At 76.0% G+C, this 13,789-nt stretch carries 10 protein-coding genes and 1 tRNA gene; 7 read left to right on the top strand and 4 right to left on the bottom strand.

Translation table 11 applies throughout. The features are described from left to right. Window positions 1-122: 122 nt before the first annotated feature. From ACI8AA_RS22050 to ACI8AA_RS22040, 3 genes are all read left to right on the top strand, one after another. Window positions 123-893 (top strand): ABC transporter ATP-binding protein, encoded by a 771-nt coding sequence (locus tag ACI8AA_RS22050; RefSeq protein WP_457046506.1) that lies wholly within the window; start codon window positions 123-125, stop codon window positions 891-893. Beyond that, window positions 893-3,445: an ABC transporter permease gene (locus tag ACI8AA_RS22045; RefSeq protein WP_457046505.1), complete on the top strand. Its 2,553-nt coding sequence runs from the start codon at window positions 893-895 to the stop codon at window positions 3,443-3,445. The genes ACI8AA_RS22050 and ACI8AA_RS22045 overlap by 1 nt, the downstream gene beginning before the upstream one ends. Window positions 3,446-3,546: 101 nt before the next feature. After that, on the top strand, window positions 3,547-3,807 hold the full coding sequence (locus tag ACI8AA_RS22040; protein WP_457046504.1) for a hypothetical protein: 261 nt from the start codon (window positions 3,547-3,549) through the stop codon (window positions 3,805-3,807). 523 nt (window positions 3,808-4,330) lie between these two features. On the opposite strand, the gene ACI8AA_RS22035 is transcribed toward ACI8AA_RS22040, so the two are convergent. Further along, window positions 4,331-4,406, bottom strand: a tRNA-His gene (locus ACI8AA_RS22035). Window positions 4,407-4,463: 57 nt separating this feature from the next. Continuing rightward, complete coding sequence (gene orn / locus ACI8AA_RS22030) at window positions 4,464-5,156, bottom strand: oligoribonuclease (protein ID WP_457046503.1); 693 nt, start codon at window positions 5,154-5,156, stop codon at window positions 4,464-4,466. 151 nt (window positions 5,157-5,307) lie between these two features. Here orn and ACI8AA_RS22025 point away from each other — a divergent pair, with 151 nt between their 5' ends. Both ACI8AA_RS22025 and ACI8AA_RS22020 read left to right on the top strand, forming a co-directional pair. Further along, window positions 5,308-6,510: a hypothetical protein gene (locus tag ACI8AA_RS22025; protein WP_457046502.1), complete on the top strand. Its 1,203-nt coding sequence runs from the start codon at window positions 5,308-5,310 to the stop codon at window positions 6,508-6,510. A 130-nt stretch (window positions 6,511-6,640) separates the two neighbouring features. Continuing rightward, window positions 6,641-8,461 (top strand): hypothetical protein, encoded by a 1,821-nt coding sequence (locus tag ACI8AA_RS22020; RefSeq protein WP_457046501.1) that lies wholly within the window; start codon window positions 6,641-6,643, stop codon window positions 8,459-8,461. A 37-nt stretch (window positions 8,462-8,498) separates the two neighbouring features. On the opposite strand, the gene ACI8AA_RS22015 is transcribed toward ACI8AA_RS22020, so the two are convergent. Next, window positions 8,499-9,098 (bottom strand): SACE_7040 family transcriptional regulator, encoded by a 600-nt coding sequence (locus ACI8AA_RS22015; protein ID WP_457046500.1) that lies wholly within the window; start codon window positions 9,096-9,098, stop codon window positions 8,499-8,501. 139 nt (window positions 9,099-9,237) lie between these two features. On the opposite strand from ACI8AA_RS22015, the gene ACI8AA_RS22010 reads away from it, so the two are divergent. After that, on the top strand, window positions 9,238-10,392 hold the full coding sequence (locus ACI8AA_RS22010; RefSeq protein ID WP_457046499.1) for an acyl-CoA dehydrogenase family protein: 1,155 nt from the start codon (window positions 9,238-9,240) through the stop codon (window positions 10,390-10,392). A gap of 12 nt (window positions 10,393-10,404) precedes the next feature. On the opposite strand, the gene ACI8AA_RS22005 is transcribed toward ACI8AA_RS22010, so the two are convergent. After that, window positions 10,405-11,418 carry an NADPH:quinone reductase gene (locus tag ACI8AA_RS22005; RefSeq protein ID WP_457046498.1) on the bottom strand — a complete coding sequence of 338 codons (1,014 nt, stop codon included), beginning with the start codon at window positions 11,416-11,418 and terminating at the stop codon, window positions 10,405-10,407. 143 nt (window positions 11,419-11,561) lie between these two features. Here ACI8AA_RS22005 and ACI8AA_RS22000 point away from each other — a divergent pair, with 143 nt between their 5' ends. Next, the gene (locus ACI8AA_RS22000; protein WP_457046497.1) at window positions 11,562-13,427 is read left to right on the top strand and encodes a putative bifunctional diguanylate cyclase/phosphodiesterase; all 1,866 of its coding nucleotides are present in this window, start codon (window positions 11,562-11,564) and stop codon (window positions 13,425-13,427) included. Window positions 13,428-13,789 lie beyond the last annotated feature (362 nt).

Genomic DNA, 13,789 nt, shown 5'->3' with positions numbered 1-13,789 from the left:
TGAACCGTACGATGTACGGGAGAACCTCGCACGGCGAACGCCAGCCCCACACCACCGTCCATGCGCCGTTGTTCCCGCCCGGGAGCGACCGATGCCCCGACACCCAGGAGTAGAAGACCGCCATGTCGGCACCCAGCACCACGCCCGCCCCACCGCAGGCCGGCGCACCGCTCCCTGCGGCGGCCGCGGTCGACGCGGTGAAGTCCTACGGCAGCGGGGAGGCCGCCGTCCGCGCGCTCGACGGGGTCACCGTCACCTTCCAGCGCGGCCGGTTCACCGCGATCATGGGCCCGTCGGGTTCGGGCAAGTCCACCCTGCTGCACTGCCTGGCCGGGCTGGACACGCTGACCTCCGGTGACGTCCGGCTCGGTGAGCAGTCCCTGACCGGCCTCTCGGAGAAGAAGCTCACGCTGCTGCGGCGGGACCGGATGGGCTTCGTGTTCCAGGCGTTCAACCTGCTGCCGACGCTCACCGCGGCGGAGAACATCCGCCTGCCGCTCGACCTGGCCGGCCGCGAACTCGACCCGGAGTGGTTCGACACCGTGGTCCGCGCGGTGGGCCTGGCCGACCGGCTGGACCACACGCCCGCACAGCTCTCCGGCGGCCAGCAGCAGCGGGTCGCCGCGGCCCGGGCCCTGGTCACCCGCCCGGAGATCGTCTTCGCCGATGAGCCGACCGGCGCGCTGGACTCCCGCTCCGGAACCGATCTCCTGGCCTTCCTGCGCCGGGCGGTCGACGAGTTCGGCCAGACGATCGTCATGGTCACGCACGACCCGGTCGCCGCGTCGCACGCCGACCGGGTGGTCTTCCTCGCCGACGGGCGGATCCGCGACGAGCTCACCGCTCCCACCGCCGACACCGTCCTCGACGCGATGAAGCGGCTGGGCAACTGATGCGCCGCGTCGTCCTGAAGGGGCTGCTCGCCCGCAAGCTGCGGCTCGTCCTCACCGCGGTGTCGATCAGCCTCGGCGTCGCCTTCGTGACCGGCACGCTGGTGCTCGGGGACACGATGACCGCCACCTTCGACCAGCTCTACGAGGGGCTGACCGAGGGCACCGACGTCACCGTCCGTGCCGAGTCGGCCTTCATCGACACGACCACCCTGGGCACCACGGAGCCGTTCGACGCCGCGGTGCTCGAGCAGGTGGAGGCGGTCGACGGCGTGGTGGCCGCGGCCGGTTCGGTCACCGGCTACGCGCTGGTCCTGGACCCGGACGGCGTGCCGGTGCAGCCCGGCGGCGCGCCGACGCTGGGTGCCGTCTTCCCGTCCCCGGATGACGTCGCCGCCGGCCTGACCGGAGGGTTCACGCTGCGCTCCGGGAACGCGCCGCAGAGCGCGGGGGAGGTGGCGCTCGACGCCGCCACCGCGACGAAGGCCGGGTACGCCCCCGGCGACCCGGTGACGATCCTGTTCGCCGACGGTCCGCGGGAGTTCACCGTCTCCGGCATCGCGGGCTTCGGCGAGGCGGACAACCTGGCCGGCGCCACGATGGCCGCGTTCGACCTGGCCACCGCCCAGCAGGTGCTGGGCAAGGTGGGGGTGTTCGACGGCATCGACGTGGCGGGCGAGTCCGGTGTCGGCGCCGAGGAGCTCCGCGACCGGATCGCCGCCGCCCTCCCCGAAGGGCTGGAGGCGGTCACCGCGGACGAGGTCGTCGCCGAGTCCAGCGCGGCGGTCGCCGACGCGCTCGGCTTTTTCACCACGGCGCTGCTGGGCTTCGCCGCGATCTCCCTGCTCGTCGGGGCGCTGATCATCTGGAACACCTTCTCCATCCTGGTCGCCCAGCGGACCCGCGAGCTCGCGCTGTTGCGGGCACTCGGCGCCAGCCGACGGCAGGTGCGGCTGTCGGTCGTCGCCGAGGCGCTGGTCATCGGCCTGGTTGCGGCGGCGCTGGGACTCGGCCTGGGCCTCGGGGTCGCCGCCGGGCTGCGGGCGGTGCTGGGCATCGCCGGCATCGAGGTGCCGACAACGACGCTGCAGGTGCAGCCGCGCACCGTCGTCGCCGCCCTGCTCGTCGGCGTCGTCGTCACCGTGCTGGCGGCGCTGCTGCCCGCCCGGCAGGCGACCCGGGTGGCGCCGATCGCGGCGCTGCGCGCGGTGGACGCGCCGGCCCGGCCGGTCGGCCGGGTCCGGGTCCTCGCCGGTGCCGGCCTGACGCTGGTGGGCGCCGCCGGGCTGGGTTGGGCGATCGCCGGTGAGGGCCGGCTCGCCGTGGCCGGGCTGGGCATGCTGCTCGCCCTCGCGGGGGTGCTCGTCCTGGCGCCGGTGATCGCCACCGCCGTCACCCGGCTGGTCGGCGCGCCGCTGGCCCGCGTCGGCGGGACGACGGCCTCGCTGGCCCGCCGCAACGCGCTGCGCAACCCGCGCCGGACGGCCAGCACCGCGACCGCGCTGATGATCGGCCTCGCGCTCGTCTCGACCGTCACCGTCGTCGCCTCCTCGATGAAGGCGTCGGTCGCCGACGTCGTCGCCGACAGCAGCCGGGCCGACTTCATCCTCAAGGCCGCGAACCCCGCCGCGCCCGGGTTGCCGCCGGCGCTCGCGGCGGACCTGCGCGGCGTCGACGGCGTCGCGGCGGTCGCCGAGCTGCGGCTGGCCCCCGCCCAGGTCGACGGCGGCACCGCGATGGTCGCCGGGGTGGACCCGGCCACGGTGGAGCAGGCGGCGGACCTGGAGGTCAGCGCGGGAGCGCTCGCCGACCTCGGCGACGACGCGGTGTTCGTCTCCGACGACGTCGCCGCCGCCCACGGCTGGGCGATCGGCGACGTGATGGAGGTCGTCTACGCGCACACCGGCGCCCAACGGTTCACCGTCGCCGGCACGTACGGCAACACCGCCCTTCTCGGCACCGACTTCGTGACGACGCTGGAGACCCACGGCGCCAACGGCGGAGCGGACCTCGACGTCGCCGTTCTCGTGGTCGCCGCCGACGGGGTGGTCCTCGACGAGCTGCGCCCCGATCTGGAGGCGGCCGCCGCGGCCTACCCGAGCGCGCAGCTCGACGACGCGGCGTCGTTCACGGAGGCGCAGGCCGAGACGATCGACCAGCTGCTGGCGATCGTGACCATGCTGCTCCTGCTGGCCGTGGTGATCGCGCTGCTCGGCATCGTCAACACCCTGGCGCTGTCGGTCCTCGAGCGGACCCGCGAGCTCGGGCTGCTGCGCGCGGTGGGCACGACCCGCCGGCAGGTGCGTGCGGTGGTGCGCTGGGAGTCGGTGATCGTCGCCGTCCTCGGCGCGCTGCTCGGCGCCGTCCTCGGGCTCGCCTTCGGGGTCGCGCTCACCCGGGGCCTGGCGGGGGAGGGGCTGTCGGTGGTCGACGTCCCCGGGGCCCGGCTGGCGCTGTACGTTGCCGCGGCCGCGCTCGCCGGGGTGCTCGCCGCCGTTCTGCCGGCCCGGCGGGCGGCGAAGGTCGACGTCCTGCGGGCAGTGGCTGCCACTTGAACCGCCGGGCGGAGGTCGCGGTGGCGGGAGCCGACGGGCTCCCACCACCGCGGAACCTCGCTGCGGCGAGGGCTCGGCCGCGTCGCGTTACGGTGCCGGGCGTGAGTGTCGACGACCGCACCGCCACCCGGGACGAGGTGCTCGCCGCCCGACAGCGGCTGCACCGGCTGGCGGTGGAGCACGGACTGACCCAGCCCCGGGTCGATGCCGCCGGTGTCGTCATCGTCACGCCGCCAGTCGATGACCCCGGCTACGGGACGCTGAAGCGGTACGTGAGCGCAGCCGCCGCGGTGGTCGGCTGCTGGGTCAACGTCGTCGCGGATGACGCCCCCGCGGCCGCGAGGGCCACTACGCCGCTGTAAGCGCGTTCTGAGAACCGTGCCCGGTGGTGCGCCGCCCGGGATCGTGTCGTGCGGCGGCGGGCTCAGCGGTCGGTCGGGTCGGCCTGGGTCAGCGCGCGGTAGCGGGCGTAGAGGCTGCGCCCGCCGGGCCACCTTGTCCTCGGTGGCCATCACCTGTCGGGCGGTGTCCAGGCCGAAGTAGGCGGCCATGTCGATGAACTGCTGGGCGTCGGCGCTCGAGTAGCAGCGCTGGTAGGAGCGGGCGGGCAGCCGAGGCCGGGGGTGTTGCGCCAGTACACGCGGTGCTGGCCGCCGCGCTGCTCGATCCACAGGCTGGGGGGCTTGAGGGACATGGGGGTGTGCTCCGTGCGGTCGGTCGAGAAGGACCAGCCGCACCGTCGGGAGCTGTCTGCGGTGCGCAGTCGCCCCGCCACTGCCCCCCAAAGTGCCCCCCAGCGAGGGGGCAGAAGGCGTGATCTTGCCCCCCAGTCCGGGCCGGGAACGTGAGAGGCCCTGGTCAGCGAACTGACCAGGGCCTCTCACGTGGGGTGAGTGACGGGGCTCGAACCCGCGACACCCAGGATCACAACCTGGTGCTCTACCAGCTGAGCTACACCCACCGCGTGCCCTCGGCAGCGGACCCGCGCCGGCGGCAGGGACGAGGATACCGGAGCCGGTCAGCTCCCCGACGCAGCCGGGGGGGTGCCGTCCTCCGCGGCCGTGGCGGGCGGCGTGGCGTCGGCCGCGGAGAGCACGTCGGCGAAGCCGGCGACGACCTCCCCGGCGGCTCGCTGCGCCTGCGACGTCGACGGGCCGGGGGTGTCGACGAACAGCGTCCGGCGGTAGTAGGCCAGCTCACGGATCGACTCGACGATGTCGGCCAGCGCCCGGTGGGCGAGGCCCTTGGGCGGCTGGGCGAAGTAGACCCGCGGGAACCAGCGGCGGGCCAGCTCCTTGATCGAGCTGACGTCGACCATCCGGTAGTGCAGGTGGTCGTCGAGCTCGGGCATGTCGCGGGCGAGGAAGCCGCGGTCGGTGCCGATCGAGTTGCCGCACAGCGGGGCGGTGCGCCGGTCGGGCACCCACCGCTTCACGTAGGCGAGCAGCTGCTGCTCGGCCTCGGCCACGGTGAGGGTGGAGGCGCGCACCGCGTCGGTCAGGCCCGACTTGGCGTGCATCTCGGTGACGACGTCGGCCATGTCGTCCAGGTCGGCGTCGTCGGCGGAGATCACGAGGTCCAGGCCGGGGTCGAGGACCCGCAGCTCCGAGTCGGTCACGACGACGGCGACCTCGATGAGCTTGTCCCGGGTGAGGTCCAGCCCGGTCATCTCGCAGTCGATCCAGACCAGGTGCCCGCCGTTGTCCGCCACGACGGCCGACCCTACGTCCCGTCCGTCCCGCACGCCTCGCGTGTCGGCCCACTACTCCATGCGCCACACCGGCGCCACTCGGGGGGTCGGCTTCGGCGACCCGCGCCGTTACGGTGGGGCCATCCCGTCAGCGAGACCAGGGAGTCCTCCCGTGCCCCACCCCGCCGCCCCCGCCGCGCCCGCCCGAGCGGTCCCCCCGGCACCGGGCTCGCTGGCCGCCGGGCTGCGGCACCCCGTCGCGCTGCTGCGCTGGCTGTGGCTCGCGTACATGACGCCGGGCCGGCCCGGGCGCCCGACGGGGGAGACCGAGCTGCGCTGGATCTACACCGCCTGGCTCGGGGCCTTCCTGCTCAAGATGCTCGGCTCGTCCTGGGACGTCTCCTGGCACTTCAAGTGGCTGCGCGACGACCTCGCGCCCCCGCACCTGCTCAACTCGGCCGGCACCGCGGTGGTGGTCGCGCTGGTGGTCTTCCACAGCTACAGCGGCTACGGCGTCGACCGCCGGGCGCTGCGGCTCATGCAGTGGGGGATCGGCACCTTCCTCGTCGCCATCCCGGTCGACATCGTCAACCACCGCATCAACGGGCTGGACATCACCAGCTGGAGCCCCAGCCACGCGCTGCTCTACATCGGGACGGCGATCATGCTGGCCGGCGCGATCCGCGGCTGGTGGCTGTACGCCGCGCCCGGCCGGGTCCGCACGCTGGTGTCGCTGGGCCTGTGGCTGTTCTTCGTCGAGAACGTCGTCTTCCCCAACCAGCACCAGGAGTACGGCGTCCTGTCGCTGCGCGCCTACGAGGCCGGGCGGACGACGGCCGAGCCGCAGCTGCTGGACTTCGCCGCCTCGCAGGGCCAGACGCCGACGATGTTCATGCTGCCGGTGCCCTCCTGGGTGCACCCGGCGTGGCTGGTCTGCGCCGGCCTCCTCTCGCTGGTCGTGGCGCGCAAGGTCGTCGGCTTCCGCTGGACCGCGACGGTCGTCGCCGGCACCTACCTCGCCTACCGCGCCGTGATGTGGGCCGGGCTGGTGGCGATGGGCTTCCCGCCGTCGGTGCTGCCGCTGGTGCTGCTGGCCGGCGCCGTCTGCGTCGACCTCGCGGTCACCCGCGGGCTGCCCGGCTGGAGCGCCGCGCCGGCCACCGCCGTCGTCGTCCACGCCGCCGGCGGGCTGCAGGACGCCGCCGGGGTCCTGCCGCCGTGGAACTGGTCCTGGTGGTCGACCGCGCTGGTCGTCGCCGCGTTCACCGTCCTGTGGTCGGCGGTCGACGTCGTCGGCCGCAGCGGCTGGTTCGCCGGCTGGCGCCGTCCCGTCGAGCCGGGTCTCCCGGCCGGCGGCGGCGCGCCGTCCCGCTGAGGAGCGGGACCGGCCCGTCACCTGACGTAACGTCGGACGGAGCCGCCCGCCCGCACCGCGCTGCCGCGCGTGCCCCGCGCCCTCGCGCGCCCGGCCTGCCCCTGACCCCCACCCGCCCCCGGAGGACGACGTGCTGGCCCTGACGCCCGTGCCGCCGCAGACGGCGGGGGAGCGTGCGCTCTTCGCCGAGCTGACCCGCTGGGACCGCGGCGGAGCCGTCCGGGGCGCCGTCGTGGCCTCGGTCCCGGTCGTCGACGGCCCCATGGAGCGGCGCCTGTCCGACGCCGTGGTCTTCGTCCCCGAGGGCCTGGCCGTCGTGCGCGTGGTCGAGGTCGTCCGGCAGGCCGGCGTCGTCACCGCGACCCCCGAGGGCTCCTGGACCATCGGCCCGGGCGCCGGTCCCGGCGAGGTGCTCCAGCTGGCCGGCGGGGGCTCGACGCCGCTGGACGGCCTCATGCGCGCCGGCATGGACGCCGCGGTCCGGCTGCGCCGGGCCGGGCTCGAGCCCGGCCGCATCGCCCGGCTCACCGTCCTGGCCGGCGACCTCACCGGCCTGGTCCCCGCCGACGGCGACCTCGGCGACGGCGACCAGGTCGCGCTGCTGGAGCCCCGTTCGCTGCTGCTCGGCATCTCGCGGGCCGCCCGCTACGCCGGGGTGGACAACCCGCGGCTGTGGACCACCGCCGACGTCCGCGCCGCGCTGACCGCGCTCGGCCTGCAGGGCCGCGGGCCCACGGTCGAGGAGCTCAACGGCGAGGGCTTCCCGTACTCGCCCTACGTCCTGCGCCGGCGGGAGCTGCTCGCGCCCGCGGCGATGGCCGCCTCGGCCGCCCCCGCGGCACCGCCCGCCCCGGCGCCGGCCCCCGTGGCCGTCCCGCCGCCCGCCCCGGCCCCGGCCGGCCCGCTGGTCGACCCGGTCGCGGCCGCCGCCGTCGCCGCCGCCGCGATCCGGGCGGACGAGGAGGCCGCGGCGCGCGCGGCGGCCGCCGGGGTGGCCGCTCCGGTCCAGCCCGCCCCCGTCGCCCCCGCCCCCGTCGCCCCCGCGCCCCTGGCGCCCGTGCCCGCCCCGGCGCACCCGGCCACCGCGCGCTTCGAGGCGCCCGCCGTCCAGTCCGGCGGCGGCGTGCCCGACACCCCCGCCCCCGACGCGCCCGACGAGACCGGCGGCATCGGCGGGCTGTTCGGCCACGCCGACACCGACGCCGGGTACGAGGCCCCGCCGGCCGCGCCGCCCGTCGCGCCGCCGGTCGCGGCCCCCGTGCCGGTCCCGCCGTCCCCGCCCATCCCGCTGGTGGGGCCGCGCCGCCGCTCGCCGGCCGCGCGGCGCCGGCTGGTGCTGCTCGCCGCCGCCGCGCTGGCCGTGGTCGTCGTCGCGGTGGTCGCGCTGGTCAGCCTCACCGGCGGGAGCGGCGACGCCTCGGCGGCCGCCCCGCCGAGCACGAGCGCCCCGGCCTCCTCCCCGGAGGCGCAGGAGGCCGGCCCGCAGCCGGGCGAGCGCACGGTCCTCGACGGCCTGGAGTTCGTCCTGCAGCGCGTGCAGGTCGACGACACCTGCGTCGGCAACTCCTACGGCGACGTCGCGGACTCCTTCGAGCGGACCGACTGCACGGGCCTGGCGCGGGCGCTGTGGTCGACCGACGTCGACGGCCGGGCCGTGGTGGTCTCGGTCGCCACCGTGGACACGGGCGACCCCGTCGCCGCCCGCGACCTGCGCGACCTGACCGACCGCAACGGCAGTGGCAACGTCAGCGACCTGCTGCGCGAGGGCGTGACCTACCCGGGCGCGCCCGCGGGGCTGTCCGGCGCCGAGTACGCCAGCGCCGTCCAGGGCCCGGTGGTCACCATCGTGGAGACCGCCTGGAGCGGTCCCGGCGCGGGCGGCACCGCCGACCTCGACCTCGTCGCCGGCACCGGCCTGAGCCTGCCGATGCCGGACCCGTCCGCCGGCTGACCCGCCTCCCGCGCAGGAGGCGGGTCCGGGGACGGCGTCAGGCGGTCGCGGCCGCCTCGGCCATCGCGGCGAGCAGCGCGGCGGTCCGTGCGCGCGGCAGCCGGCCGGCGCTGTGCGGGGTGGAGTTGACCAGCCCGAAGACGGCGTGCGCGCGGGCCCGGCTGGCGTCGGTGCCCTCCTCGGGCCGCAGCCGGGCCAGCACGTCCACCCACACCTCGACGTAGCGGCGCTGCAGCCGGCGCACCGCGGCCGCGTCGTCGGGCGGCAGCGAGCCGAGGTCGCGGTCCTGCACGGTGATCAGCGCCGGGTTGTCCAGCGCGAAGTCCACCTGGAAGGCGATGAGCGCCCGCAGCTGCGCGGCGGGGTCGGGGCCGGCGCCGGCCACCTGCTCGCGCGCGCCGGCCAGCAGCCGCTGGCTGATGCCCTCGAGCATCTCGGCCAGCATCGCGTCCTTGCTGGCGAAGTGCCGGTAGATGGCCGGGCCGGTCACCCCGACCGCGGCGCCGACGTCGTCGACGCCGACCGCCCGCGCGCCGCGCTCGGCGAACAGCTGCGCGGCCGCCCGCAGGATCTGCTCCCGCCGCGAGGGCCGCGCGGCATCGGCCGTCAGCGCCGAGTCGGGCTGGCTGGCGGTCACGCCGCGGATGCTAGCCGTCGGCGTCTGGACCATGATGTGAACCGTCGTTAACATCGCGGGGGAGTGGCCGGCCGACCGGTGCGGCCGCAGGCGGGCCCGGGGAGGACCCCACCGGCGCCCCGGCACCAGGGAGCACACCGTGCTGGACTACCGGCTCGACGACGAGACCGAGGCCCTGCGTCAGACCGTCCGCGAGTTCGCGCTCGAGGTGGTGGCCCCGCAGATCGGCGGCTTCTACGAGCGCGACGAGTTCCCCACCGCGATCGTGCGGCAGATGGGCGAGCTCGGGCTGTTCGGCCTGCCCTTCCCCGAGGAGTACGGCGGCTCGGGCGGCACCTACTTCGACCTGTGCGTGGCGATCGAGGAGCTGGCCCGGGTGGACAGCTCGGTGGCCATCACGCTGGAGGCCGGCGTCTCGCTCGGCGCCATGCCGGTCTACCGGTTCGGCAGCGAGGAGCAGAAGAAGCGCTGGCTGCCGCGGCTGTGCACGGGCGAGGCGCTGGCCGCCTTCGGCCTGACCGAGCCCGGCGGCGGCTCCGACGCCGGCGCCACCCGCACCACCGCGCGCCTGGAGGACGGGCACTGGGTGGTCAACGGCTCCAAGGCCTTCATCACCAACTCCGGCACCGACCTCACCGAACTGGTCACGGTCACCGCCGTCACCGGCACCCGGCCCGACGGCGGCAAGGAGATCTCCGCGATCGCGATCCCGTCGGGGACCCCCGGGTTCACCGTGGGCCCCCGGTACTCGAAGGTCGGCTGGAACGCCTCGGACACCCGCGAGCTGTTCTTCAGCGACTGCCGGGTGCCCGAGGACTCGCTGGTGGGGGAGCGCGGCCGCGGCTACGCGCAGTTCCTCTCCGTCCTCGACGAGGGGCGCGTCGCCATCTCCGCGCTGGCCACCGGGCTGGCGCAGGGCTGCGTGGACGAGTCGGTGCGCTACGCCGGCACCCGCGAGGCCTTCGGCCAGCCGATCGGCCGCAACCAGGCGGTCCAGTTCATGATCGCCGACATGGAGGTGCGGGCCTCCACCGCGCGGCTGGCCTACTACCGCGCCGCCGAGAAGATGCTGCGCGGCGAGCCGTTCCGCCGCGAGGCCTCGATCGCCAAGCTCCACAGCTCCGAGGTCGCGATGGACAACGCCCGCGCCGCCACCCAGGTGCACGGCGGCTACGGGTTCATGAACGAGACGCCGGTCGGGCGCTTCTACCGCGACGCGAAGATCCTCGAGATCGGCGAGGGCACCAGCGAGGTGCAGCGGATGCTCATCGCGAAGGACCTCGGCGTCGGCTGATCTCACAGGCGGTCAGGCCGTCACGTCGATGAGCACCTTGCCGACGGCGCGGTCCTGCACCGCCTGGTGCGCCTGCGCCGTCTCGGCCAGCGGGTACACGTGCAGCGGCAGCCCCGCCCCCTCACCGACCCGCAGCGCGCCGTCGAGGAGGGCGGCGTCGACGTCCTCGACGCCGAGGACCTTGGCCCGCTCGGGCACGGTGTAGACGTACACGAACTGCCAGCGCGCGTTGGGGTGCATCTGCGCCCGCACCGGGATGGTGACCTCGGCGCCGCCGTCGTCGGCGTACACCGCGACCGCGCCGTGCATGCCGACGACCCGGGCGTCGGCGGCGGCGTTGCGGGCCGCCGACACCTCCACGACCGTGTCGACGCCCTTCGGCGCGATCTTGCGGACCTCGGCGACGACGTCCTGCTGCCGGTAGTCGACGACGTGCGAGGCGCCGGCCGCCGCGGCCAGCTGCGCCTTGCGCGGGCTGCTCGCCGTGGCGATGACCGTGGCGTCGGCCCAGCGCGCCAGCTGGATCGCGGCGTTGCCCACCGCGCCGGCACCGCCCTGCACCAGCACGGTGCGCCCGGTCAGCGAGCCGGGGCCCATCCGGTCGGGCACGGACTCGCCGAGGGTGAGGCAGCGGTGCGCGGTGAGGAACGGGATGCCCAGCGCCGCGCCGAGCTCGGACGAGGGCTCCGGGCCCATGGGCACCGCCTGGCGGGCGGGCACGACGGTGTACTCCGCCGCCGTCCCCCAGGGGCGCTGCCAGGCCGCCTCCCACACCCAGACCCGCTCGCCGCGGATCGCGGGGTCCACGCCCCGGCCGACCGCCTCGACGGTGCCCGCACCGTCCTGGCCGGGCACCTGGCCGTCGGGCCCCGGCTGCGCGTTGGTGCGGGACTTCCAGTCGGTCGGGTTGACGCCGGCCCGCTCGAGCCGGACGAGGACCTCGCCGGGGCCGGGGCCGGGCGTGGGCCGGTCGGTCAGCTGCAGGACCTCGGGGCCGCCGGGCCGGGTGTAGGTGATGGCACGCACGCCGCGGCCCTACCCCGTCCGGCGGCCCCCTTGCGCCCGGTGCCGTTCCGGTCCGCGCAGGTCGGCGAGCCCTCCTCACCCCCTGGGGTGAGCACCGCGGAACGGAACTGATCCGGTACGGATGGGCGGCCGATGGGGGCACCATGGAGCTCCCCGTCATCGGCCGACTCCGCCGCGCGCTGCCCGAGGGGCGGCCCCTGCCGGACGACGTCTGGCAGCGGCGGCACACGCTGCTGCTGCGGCTGGCCGCGGTGCAGGCCGTGGCGATCGGGGTCGTCGCGGCCGCCCGGGGCTGGGCCCCGGCCGCGGCGGTCGGTGCCGCCCTCGCCGTCGCCTACCCGCTGTCGTTCAGCCTGCTGCCGAACGCCGGCCGCACGCTGCGGGCCGCGGGGGTGACCGGGAGCCTGCTGGCCGCCTCGGTGCTCCTCGTGCACGCCTGCGAGGGGCTGACCGAGGCGCACTTCCACTTCTTCGTCGTCGTCGGCCTGGTGTCGCTCTACCAGGACTGGGTGCCCTTCGGGCTGGCCCTCGTGGTCGTCATCGGGCACCACGGCGCCGTCGGGACGCTCTTCCCGCACTCGGTGTTCGACCACGAGGCCGCCTACCGCGACCCGTGGCTCTGGGCGCTCGTGCACGGCGGGTTCGTGCTGGCCGCGAGCCTGGCGCACCTGTCCTCGTGGCGGCTCAACGAGCGGCAGGGGCTGCACGACCCGCTCACCGGCCTGGCCAACCGCACCCGCCTGCTGCAGACCACCGCCGCGCTGCTGGCCCGCCGCACCGGCCCGGTCAGCGTGCTGTTCCTGGACCTGGACGACTTCAAGGACGTCAACGACACCCGCGGGCACGCCGCCGGCGACGTCCTGCTCACCACGGTGAGCGACCGGCTGCGGGCCTGCGTCCGGGAGGGCGACGAGGTGGGCCGGCTGGGCGGCGACGAGTTCGCCGTCGTGGTCGACGGCGGCGCGGACGAGGCGGCGGCGGTCGGGGAGCGCGTGCTCGAGGCCCTGGCCGAGCCGGTCGACGTCGGCGGGCGCCCGCTGGCCGTGCACGTGAGCATCGGCGTCGCCGACACCGCGACCGCCGGCGACCGGCGGCCCGGCACGCTGCTGCGCAACGCCGACCTGGCCATGTACCGCGCCAAGGCGCAGGGCAAGAACCGGCTGGTCCGCTACGCACCGGGCATGGCCGAGGCGGCCGAGGACGAGGTCACCCTGCTGCAGGACCTCGGTGTCGCGGTCCGGGCCGGCCAGCTGGAGGTCCACTACCAGCCCACCGTCGACCTCGCCGACGGCCGCACCACCGGCTACGAGGCGCTGCTGCGCTGGCACCACCCGCAGCGCGGGCTGGTGCCGCCCGCAGAGTTCGTGCCCCTGGCCGAGGCGAGCGGCGCGATCCTCGAGATCGGCCGGTGGGTGCTCGAGCGGGCGGTCGGGCAGGCGGCGGCCTGGTCGGCGGAGGCGGGGCGGCCGATCGGCATCGCGGTCAACCTCTCGCCCCGGCAGCTGGCCGACGACGACGTCGTCGCGCTGGTGACCGCCGTCCTCGCCGCGAGCGGCCTGCCGGCGGCACAGCTGACGCTCGAGGTGACCGAGGGCGTGCTGCTGCGCGACGTCGACCGGGTGGCGGGCCAGCTGCGCGCGCTCCGGGAGCTCGGCGTGCGGATCGCGATCGACGACTTCGGCACCGGCTACGCGAGCCTGTCCTACCTGCGCCGGCTGCCGGCCGACGTCCTCAAGATCGACCGCAGCTTCGTGCAGGACCTCGGCGGGGACGTCCGCTCGACCGCGCTGGTGGCCTCCATGATCGAGCTGGCGCGCACCCTGCGGCTGGAGGTCGTCGCGGAGGGCGTGGAGACCAGCGAGCAGCACGCCGTCCTCGGCGGGCTGGCCTGCTCGCACGCGCAGGGCTTCCTGTTCGGCCGCCCGCTGCCCGCGCCCGCGCACGACCCCGCCCAGCCGACGGCCGCCGCCCCCGTCCCCCCGCCGCGGGAGCCGGTACCGACCGCCTGACCTGCGCGGGCGTCCGGGGTGGTTGCGGATGAAACGGAACGGTCCCCTAACCTGTGCGCGCACCGTGACAGCAGTCACACCGTGCGTACACCCCTCGACGATGAGGACGTCCGTGCAGCCAGCATCCCTCCCCGCGGTCCGGCGGCGCCGTCTCGGCGCCGCGCTCGTTGTCGCGACGGCCCTGTCCGTCTCGCCCCTCACGGCGGGGGGGGGGGGGGGCCCGCCCCCCCCCCCCCCCCCCCCCCCCCCCCCCCCCCCCCCCCACGCCCTCGCCGACGCCGACCTCGCCGACGCCGACCTCGACGTCCGCGAGCTCGGCCGGGACGCCGAGCTGGCCGCCGTCGTGCGCGTCGCCGCGGACG

The organism is Geodermatophilus sp. SYSU D01180 (genome assembly GCF_054050415.1).
This window is presented reverse-complemented; position numbering and strand designations above follow the sequence as displayed.

Excerpts from the sequence above, each read along its gene's own strand:
- ACI8AA_RS22050 (WP_457046506.1), top strand. The coding sequence starts at position 123 with ATGTCGGCACCCAGCACCACGCCCGCCCCACCGCAGGCCGGCGCACCG.
- ACI8AA_RS22045 (WP_457046505.1), top strand. The coding sequence starts at position 893 with ATGCGCCGCGTCGTCCTGAAGGGGCTGCTCGCCCGCAAGCTGCGGCTC.
- ACI8AA_RS22000 (WP_457046497.1), top strand. The coding sequence starts at position 11,562 with ATGGAGCTCCCCGTCATCGGCCGACTCCGCCGCGCGCTGCCCGAGGGG.